General features: G+C 74.9%; 5 protein-coding genes. 3 read left to right on the top strand and 2 right to left on the bottom strand.

Annotated features, from left to right (window positions below):
* Positions 1 to 419 precede the first annotated feature (419 nt).
* The 3 genes from ACLBYE_RS28230 to ACLBYE_RS28220 all read left to right on the top strand — a co-directional run bounded on the left by ACLBYE_RS28230 (position 420) and on the right by ACLBYE_RS28220 (position 7,182).
* Positions 420 to 2,378, top strand: coding sequence for an autotransporter assembly complex protein TamA (locus tag ACLBYE_RS28230; RefSeq protein WP_447696702.1), 1,959 nt, complete (start codon positions 420 to 422; stop codon positions 2,376 to 2,378).
* The gene (locus ACLBYE_RS28225) at positions 2,379 to 6,734 is read left to right on the top strand and encodes a translocation/assembly module TamB domain-containing protein (RefSeq protein WP_447696701.1); all 4,356 of its coding nucleotides are present in this window, start codon (positions 2,379 to 2,381) and stop codon (positions 6,732 to 6,734) included.
* A gap of 130 nt (positions 6,735 to 6,864) precedes the next feature.
* The gene (locus ACLBYE_RS28220; protein ID WP_091681076.1) at positions 6,865 to 7,182 is read left to right on the top strand and encodes an HPr family phosphocarrier protein; all 318 of its coding nucleotides are present in this window, start codon (positions 6,865 to 6,867) and stop codon (positions 7,180 to 7,182) included.
* A gap of 3 nt (positions 7,183 to 7,185) precedes the next feature.
* Here the strand turns inward: ACLBYE_RS28220 and ACLBYE_RS28215 are convergent, their stop codons facing one another.
* Together ACLBYE_RS28215 and ACLBYE_RS28210 are read right to left on the bottom strand one after the other, a co-directional pair.
* Positions 7,186 to 7,905, bottom strand: coding sequence for an endonuclease III domain-containing protein (locus ACLBYE_RS28215; RefSeq protein ID WP_447696700.1), 720 nt, complete (start codon positions 7,903 to 7,905; stop codon positions 7,186 to 7,188).
* A 62-nt stretch (positions 7,906 to 7,967) separates the two neighbouring features.
* A partial coding sequence (locus ACLBYE_RS28210; protein WP_447696699.1) for a GNAT family N-acetyltransferase occupies positions 7,968 to 8,370 on the bottom strand: 403 nt, incomplete at its 5' end.

The raw sequence follows: 8,370 nt of genomic DNA, 5'->3' as shown, positions 1-8,370 counted from the left end.
CGCCGCGCTCAACAGCGCGGCGGGTTCTGCGTTTGTGGCGGTCCGTCGCGTCGACGCCCTCGTGGCGCGGACACGCTCCGCGACCGGGCCTGCCCTCCGCGAGGGGAGGGGAGTCCGAGCACCGCGCCACCCCGAGGTCGCCCCCCTGTGCCGCGTGCATCACGCGCGTCGGAGCCCGTCGTCGGTCAACCTCATCGCGGACGGCCGAACCGGTTCCTGGGTGCGGTCCCCGGGCCGCGACCTTGGCGGTGTTGGCCTCGCGGGCACCTGGCCTTAAGATGCGGTGGGGTACGTCGTGATACGGCGTAAGGGGGGAGCGGCAATGATCTCACAGGCAGGCGGCACGGCCGACCTCGATCGGAGCTGAAGAGCGCGGTTTGCGCGTCTCCGCTCCCTCTCATCGTCCAGGCCGACCGGTGATGCATCGCGCATCGCCGCCGAGGCTGGTCGCCCTGGCCCTGGCCCTGCTGGTCGCCGCGGGGACTCAACCCGCGCGCGCCTTCGACCTGTTCGGCCTGTTCGGCAGCGAGCCGGAGCCGCCGCCACCGAGCGCGACGGCGCTTCCGTACACGCTGCGGATCACCGGCACGGACGATTCCGACGTGCTGCGGGCCCTGCAGGACACGTCGACCCTCTATCGCCTGCGGCAGGAGCCACCGCCCGACGGCGAGGGCCTGCTGCGCCGGGCCGAGACCGATCGCGCCAAGCTCGCCGACGTCCTGTCGGGCTACGGCTACTATCAGGGAACGGTGTCGATCCGCATCGACGGCGCGCCGGTGCCGGGCCAGGCGGCGTCGGCGGTCGGTGCCGCGGAGGCGTGGCGCAACCGCGGCCTCGTCCCGGTGCGGATCGCGGTCGATCTCGGGCCCCTCTACCATCTGCGCCGGATCACCGTGCGCGATCCGGCGGGCTACCCGTTCCCGGAGACCGCGTTGCCCGCGCGGGTCACCCGCGTCGACGAGGATAGTCCCGCGCGCTCCGCCACGGTGCTGGCGCGGGAGGCGCAGATCGTCGACCAGTTCCGCGCGCAGGGCCATCCCTTCGCCAAGGTGGTCGCGCGCGACCCCGTGGTGGACGATTCCGCCCACGTCATGGACGTGACCTTCACGGTGGCGCCGGGCCCGGTGGCGGGCCTCGGCCCGGTCACGGTCAGCGGCGCCCCGGGCATCGATCCGGCGACCATCCGGTCCTTCATCTACGCCGAGCCGGGCGACCCGTACTCGCCCCAGGCGGTGGCGGCGATCCGCCGGTCGGTGGCGCGGATCGAGGGGATCGGCGGCGTGCGGGTCCGCGAGGGCACGACCCTCGACGCCGACGGGAACCTGCCGCTGTTCGTCGCGGTCACCGAGCGCGAGCGCAACCTCGTGGGCGTCTCCGCACGCTACTCCACCGTCGACGGGCCGGGCGTGCGGGCCTACTACGCCAACCGCAACCTGTTCGGTGGCGGCGAATCCTTCCGGGTGGACGCCGACATCTACTATCTGGGTCTCGGGAACGACCCGTTCGCCAACCAGCGCAAGCTCGCGGGGATCGGCACGAACGGCCTCGGCGGACGCCTCTCGGCGACCTACGTCCAGCCGGCCCTGTGGGGGACGCGCAACGATTTCCTCGCGAACGCCTTCATCACCCGCGAGGTGCAGCAGAGCTACCTCGTGGATGGCGGGGGCGTCTCGGGGGCGATCCGCCACCGGTTCTCGGACACGTTCTCGGCGCAGATCGGGCTCGATGCCCAGGCGGGCCGGTCGAAGGACGCCCTCGGCACGGTCAATTACCGGCTGATCGGCGTGCCCGCCTCGGTCACCTACGATTCCACCGACAGCCTCCTCGACCCGACCCGGGGCGTCCGGGCCATCGCGTCACTGGCGGTCTATCCCGGCGCGATCTCCTCGCCCGGCATCGTCGTGGCCAAGGCGCAGGGCTCCACCTACTACGCCCTGGACGACGAGGCCCGCGTGATCCTGGCCGGCCGCGTCGGCTTCGGCTCGGTCTCGGGCGCGCCGCTGGGGGAGATCCCCGACAATTTCAGGTTCTTCGCGGGCGGCGGCGGCTCGGTGCGGGGCTACCCGTACCGGACCCTCGGGCCGATCGGTCCCTTCAACCTGCCGATCGGCGGCCGCAGCCTGCTGGAGGCCTCGCTCGAGGCGCGCATCAAGGTCACCGACACGATCGGCGTGGTGCCGTTCTTCGACGCGGGCACCGCCTTCGCCTCGGCGACGCCGGATTTCGACGAGAAGATCCGCAAATCCGTGGGCATCGGCCTGCGCTACTACACCGGCATCGGGCCGATCCGCGCGGACGTCGCCTTCCCGCTCGATCCCTACAAGGGCGGACACGTGCGTCCCGCCGTCCTGTATCTCAGCCTGGGGCAGGCGTTCTGAATGGTGTTCCGAACCGGTCTCACGCCGCGCGCCGCGCGTCCGACCGCCCGTCCCGGCCGGTGGAGCCTGGCGCTCGTCCTGGTCTGCCTCGCCCTGCTGCTGACCTGGCCCCTCGCGGCGACGCGCGCCGACGAGGGTGACAAGTCCGTCCTCGGCGGCCTCCTGTCCCGCGCCCTGTCGACACCCTCGTCGCGGGTGGCGATCGGCGCCATCGACGGCGCCCTGTCCTCCGACGCGACGATCCGGGACGTGGCGATCAGCGACCGCGACGGCGTCTGGCTGAAGCTCGACCGGGCCCGCATCGTCTGGCGGCGGCTCGCCCTCCTGTCGGGACGGCTGGAGGTCGACAGCCTCGAGATCGGGCATCTCGACGTGCTGCGCCGGCCGATCCCCGGACCGCCGCCGCCCGAGGCCAAGCCCGACGGGCGGCTCCTCCCGGACCTGCCGGTCAAGGTCGAGATCAAGGGGTTCAAGCTGGCCGAGCTGACGCTGGGCGAGGCGGTGGCCGGGCAGCCGGCGCGGCTGTCGGCGGAGGGCCGGGCGAAGCTCGGCGCCGCCAGCGAGGGGCTCGACCTGCAGGCGAGGGCGCAGCGCCTCGACGCGCCGGGCCGCTTCCTGCTGTCGCTGCTGTTCGTGCCGAACGGCGAGCGGCTGGAACTCAAGGCGAACCTGGTCGAGCCGGCGGGCGGCCTGCTCTCGAAGGCCGCCAACCTGCCCGGCACCCCGCCGATCGACTTCGAGCTGGACGGGACCGGGACACTGGATGCCTGGGGGGCCAAGCTCGACTTCACGGCCGGTCCCGACATCGGCGCCAAGGGCGGGGCGAAGATCTCCCGCATCGGGGCCGAGCGGCGCCTCGCCCTCGACCTCGCGGCCCGGATCGAGGGGCTGATGCCCGGTCCGGCGGCGGCGGTCTTCGCCGGCACCACCAAGCTCGACGGCGGCCTCGCCTTCGCGGATAGCGGCGCCTTCCGGATCGACCGGCTGGAGCTGACCTCCCGCACGGCGCGCCTGACGGCCGGCGGCAGCCTCACCCGCGACCGGGTCGCCGACCTGACGCTGCAGGCGCGCGCCCTGCCGACGGAGGGCGACGTCACCCGGGCCGGCGAGGCCGAGATCGGCAAGCTCGTCTTCGACGGCAGCCTCAAGGGACCGCTGGCGGCGCCCACCGTCCGGGGCCGTCTCGACGCGGCAGCCCTGCGCAGCCGCGATTCGAGCCTCGAGCGGATCGAGGCCAGCCTCGGCATCGACCCGCAGGGCGAGCCGTCGGCGCAGCGTTTCAACATCGCGGCGGACGGCCGGGTCGACGGCCTGAAGCTCGCCGACCCGGCGCTGCGCCGGGCGATCGGCAGCCGGGCCACCGTGACGCTCCGGGCCTCGACCGGCGCCGACGGCGTTCTCGATATCGCGGCGCTCAAGCTCGATTCCGACACGGCGCGGGCCGCCTATGCTGGCCGGGTCGGCCAGAACACCCTGACCGGCACCGTGGACGCGGCGCTGCCGGACCTCTCCGTCTTCTCGGGCCTCGCGGGCCAGGGCCTCGCGGGCAGCCTCGACGCCAAGGCGCGGCTCAGCGGCGATCCGGCGCGCAAGGCCGTCGCCGCCGACCTCGCCGTGACGACGAGCGGCGTCGTCACCGGGATCCGGGCGGCCGACCGCACCCTCGGCCGCGCGCCGAGCCTCCAGGGGCGCGTCTCCCAGACCTTCGACGGGTACGGCTTCGACCATCTGCGCCTGGAAGGCTCCGGCGTCACCGCGACCCTGCAGGGCGAGGCCACGGCGACCCGCGCGGACGTCACCGGGAGGATCGACCTCAAGAGCCTCGCGGATCTCGACGGGCGCCTCACCGGCAGGGCGGGCGTCGACGCGCGCCTGACCGGATCCCTGGAGCATCCGGACGTGACCGCGACCCTGACGGCGCCCTCCGCCACCGCCGCCGGCAAGCCGATCCGGGACCTGCGCGTCGAGGCGGTCCTGCGGGACGCGCTCCTCGCGCCGGACGGCACGGTCCGGCTCGGCGGCGATGTCGGCGGCAAGCCGCTGACCGGCGGCGCGCACCTCGCGCGCGTCGGGGGAGACTGGGTTCTCGACCGACTCGGCCTCGATCTCGGCTCGGTCTCCGTCGCCGGCCAGGCGACGGTCGCGGCCGACACGTGGCTGTCGGCCGGCGCGCTCACCGTGCGGGCCGGCGACCTGACGGACATCGCGCCCCTGGTCCCGGAACCGGTCGCGGGCCGCCTCGACGCCGCGCTGACCCTCGCCCGCGACGGCGGGCGCCAGGACGTGACCGTCCGCGCCACCGGGGCCGGCCTCCGCTACGGCGAGACCGCCCTCGCGCGGCTCGACGCGGACCTCTCGGGACGCGACCTGCGGGCCCACCCGGTCCTCGACGGGCGCGTCGAGGCCGACCGGCTCATCGCCGCCGGCCAGCAGGTCGACACGATCCGGCTCCTCGCGAACGGCACGCCCGCCTTCAGCGACGTGAGCCTCACCGCCCGGGCGCGCGGCTTCACGCTCGACGGTGCCGCGCGGGTCGTCCCGGCCGCGGACACGCGGATCGAGATCCAGCGCCTGTCGGCGGCCCGCGGCAACGACCGCTTCGCCCTCACCGGGCCGGCGGCGATCACCCTCCGGGACGGCGGCGCGGTGATCGACGGCCTGTCGATCGCGGCGGGGTCCGGTCGCATCGCGGTCGCGGGCCGCGCCGGGCGGGATCTCGACCTCAAGGTGGCGATCCGCTCGCTGCCCCTGTCGCTCGCCCGGATCGCCGCGCCGAGCCTCGCCCTCTCGGGGACCCTGGACGGGGAGGCGGATCTCCGCGGCCCCGCGACGCGGCCGGAGGGGCGCTACGCGGTCAGCGTCGCCAAGCTCGTCGCCCCGCAGACGCGGCAGGCCGGCTTGCCGGCGATCGACGCGACCGCCAAGGGCACGCTGTCGGACGGTCAGGCGAGCCTGGACGGGCGCGTCACGGCCGGGCGCGGCGTCGCCCTGACGGTCTCCGGGTCGCTGCCCGTGGAGGCCGGGGGTCCGCTCGACCTGCGCGCGCGCGGGACGCTCGACGCCGCCCTCGCCAATTCCCTCCTGAGCGTCGGCGGCCAGAGCGTCACCGGCAAGATCGCCATCGACGGCGGCGTCACCGGCACGCTCGCGGCGCCGCGGGCCCAGGGCGCGGCGGTGCTGAGCGGCGGGAGCTTCACCGATCCGCTGAACGGGCTCCGCTTCACCGGGATCGAGGGTCGCGTCACCGGCCGCGGCGACAGCGTCGTGGTCGAGCGCCTGACCGCGACCGCCCGTAACGGCGGTCAGGTCTCCGTCACCGGCCGCGTCTCCCTCGCGCCCGACTTCCCGGGCAATTTCCACGTCGTCGCCGACAAGGCCGAGCTCGTCTCGAGCCCGCTGATGACGGCCGTGTCGAGCGTGGACATCACGCTGGCGGGGCCGCTGGCGCGGACGCCGCGGATCGCCGGCCGGGTGAACGTCGTGTCGATCGACGTCGCGGTTCCGGACCGGCTGCCGGCCACCATCCGGCCGCTGCCGGGCGTCCGCCACGTCAACACGCCGCCGGCCCTGAAGGCGCGCCTGGCGCAGCGGGCGGAGCGGAAGGCCGCGACCCGGTCCGGGCGACGGGGCGGCAAGCCGGCCGTCCCGTTCGACGCCACCCTCGACGTGACGATCGACGCGCCGAGCCGCATCTTCGTGCGCGGGCGCGGCATCGACGCGGAACTCGGCGGCGCGCTGCGCGTCACCGGCACCTCCGCGTCGCCCAACGCCAACGGCGCGTTCTCGCTGCGGCGCGGCCAGTTCGAGCTCGTCGGCCAGCGCCTGGATTTCAGCCGCGGCCGGCTGACCTTCGCCGGCAGCCTGACCACGCCGGAACTCGACTTCGTCGCCGAGACCAAGGCCACCGACGTGACCGCCCGCATCGCGGTCTCGGGCTTCGCGGACGCGCCGCAATTCTCCCTGACCTCGGATCCGGTCCTGCCGCAGGACGAGATCCTGTCGCGGATCCTGTTCAAGAAGGCGTCGGCCGGCCTGTCGCCGTTCCAGGCGCTGCAGCTCGCCCAGGCCGTCGCCCAGCTCTCGGGGGGCGCCGCCGGTCCCGACATGTTCGAGCAGGCGCGCAAGAGCCTCGGCCTCGACAGCCTCGACGTCTCCACGGGCGCGAGCGGCGGGCCGGCGATCGGCGCCTCGCGCTACATCTCGGATCGGGTCAGCGTCGGCGTGAAGGCCGGGGCGAAGCCCGCCGACACCGCCGTCGGGGTCGACTTCGACGTCACCCGCCGGATCAAGCTCAAGGGCGAGGCCGGGACCGACGGCCGCACCAGCCTCGGCGTCGGCGCCGAGTACGAGTGGTAGCCGGCACGGTCACACAGCCGCCCGTTCCACCGCGCCCGCGGGGCTGCGGGATCGACACGCCCGGTCAATGGTTTAGGTTCGGGACGAGCGGCCGCCAGGGCCGCCGATCGGGCGGGAAACACCACGGGCGATGGACGAGCTTTTCGAGACCGATGACGATCCGCCGGTTCCGGAGGGCGGCCTTCTCCGCAAGCTCCCGATCATCAACAGGCGCGGCCTCCACGCCCGCGCCTCCGCGAAGTTCGTGCAGACCGTGGAGCGCTACGACGCCGCCGTGACGGTCACCCGGGCCGGCGAGACGGTCGGCGGGCGCTCGATCATGGGCCTGCTGACGCTCGGCGCCGCCATGGGCACACGCATCGCCGTCACCGCCGTCGGCCCGGACGCGGAGAGCTGCCTCGACGCCATCGAGGCCCTGCTGGCCAACCGCTTCGGCGAGGACGAGTAGCCTCTAGGCCGTGGCCTTGCCCGGCCACGCGCACAGGTCCGAGACCGGGCACCGGGGGCAGGCGGGCTTCCGGGCCGTGCAGATGTCGCGCCCGTGCCGGAACAGCCAGACATGGGCGTTGTCCTTGAACGCGTCCGGCACGGTGCGGGCGAGGCCGTCGGCCACCGCGTCGACCGTCGCGCCCGGGGCGAGGGGGATCCGGTTCGCGATCCGGAAGATGTGGGTGTCGACCGCGATCACCGGCTCGTGGAAGGCGAAGTTCGCCGTGACCTCGGCGCTCTTGCGGCCGATCCCCGGCAGGCGGCGCATCTCCGCGGCGCTGCGCGGCACGGCGCCCCCGTGCTCCGCGATCAGGACCGCCGACAGCCTGACGATGTTGCGCGCCTTGGAGGGCCCGAGCCCGACCGGCCGGACGATCTCGGTGATCCGGGCCTCCCCCAGGGCCGCCATGGCGGCGGGATCGCGGGCCTCGGCGAACAGCGCGTCCGCGATCCGCGAGACGGTCGGGCCTGTGGACTGGGCCGAGAGCAGCACGGTCACGAGCAGGCGGAACGGGTCGGTGCGGTCGAATCCGGCCTTCGGATCCGGATCCCGCTCGGCGAGGCGCGCGAGGATGGCGGCCACCCGGTCGGCTTCGCCCGCCCCGCGCGAGCGCGGCGCCGTCCGTGCGGCCGCCTTCCGGCGCGGAGCGGGTCGAACGCCGTGGGGCAGGTCGCGGGTCATGTCGGCCAGCTAGGGTCGGCCGCCCCCGTCGACAGGCGCCCCGGACGCGGCGGATTGACCGCTCAGGCCCGGGCGCGCCGCCAGGGCACGGCGTTGGCGCCGGCGCACAGGTGAAGCGTCCCGGCGACCACCGCGCCGGCCCGGCGGCGGAACTCGACCCGCAGCGCGCCGCGGCGGGCGAACAGCCGGGTCACCACACGCACCAGCGACGCCTCGGCCGGGTCGGCGATGATCGGCCGCGCGGCCGTGCGGGCGTCGAGGGCGAGGAAGGTCTCGACCGCGTCGCGGACCGCTTCCGGCTCGGTGACCGTGAGCATCTCGGTCTCCGCGGGCTCCCAGCCCTCGGGACGCACGCCGAGCAGGTTCCCGGCCGGGATCGGCCGGGCACGCGCCGGGCGGCTGGCCGCCAGGACGGGGCGCCGCGGCTCCGGATCCGGGACGGGCGCGGACTGGCCGACGGGGCGG

The organism is Methylobacterium sp. A52T (genome assembly GCF_053346095.1).
The sequence above is the reverse complement of the archived record's forward strand: the minus strand, read 5'-3'. Positions and strand labels throughout refer to the sequence as shown.

Bases quoted from the DNA above. Each gene is read 5' to 3' on its own strand.
- ACLBYE_RS28220 (WP_091681076.1), top strand. From the start codon at position 6,865: ATGGACGAGCTTTTCGAGACCGATGACGATCCGCCGGTTCCGGAGGGC.
- ACLBYE_RS28230 (WP_447696702.1), top strand. From the start codon at position 420: ATGCATCGCGCATCGCCGCCGAGGCTGGTCGCCCTGGCCCTGGCCCTG.
- ACLBYE_RS28215 (WP_447696700.1), bottom strand. From the start codon at position 7,905: ATGACCCGCGACCTGCCCCACGGCGTTCGACCCGCTCCGCGCCGGAAG.
- ACLBYE_RS28225 (WP_447696701.1), top strand. From the start codon at position 2,379: ATGGTGTTCCGAACCGGTCTCACGCCGCGCGCCGCGCGTCCGACCGCC.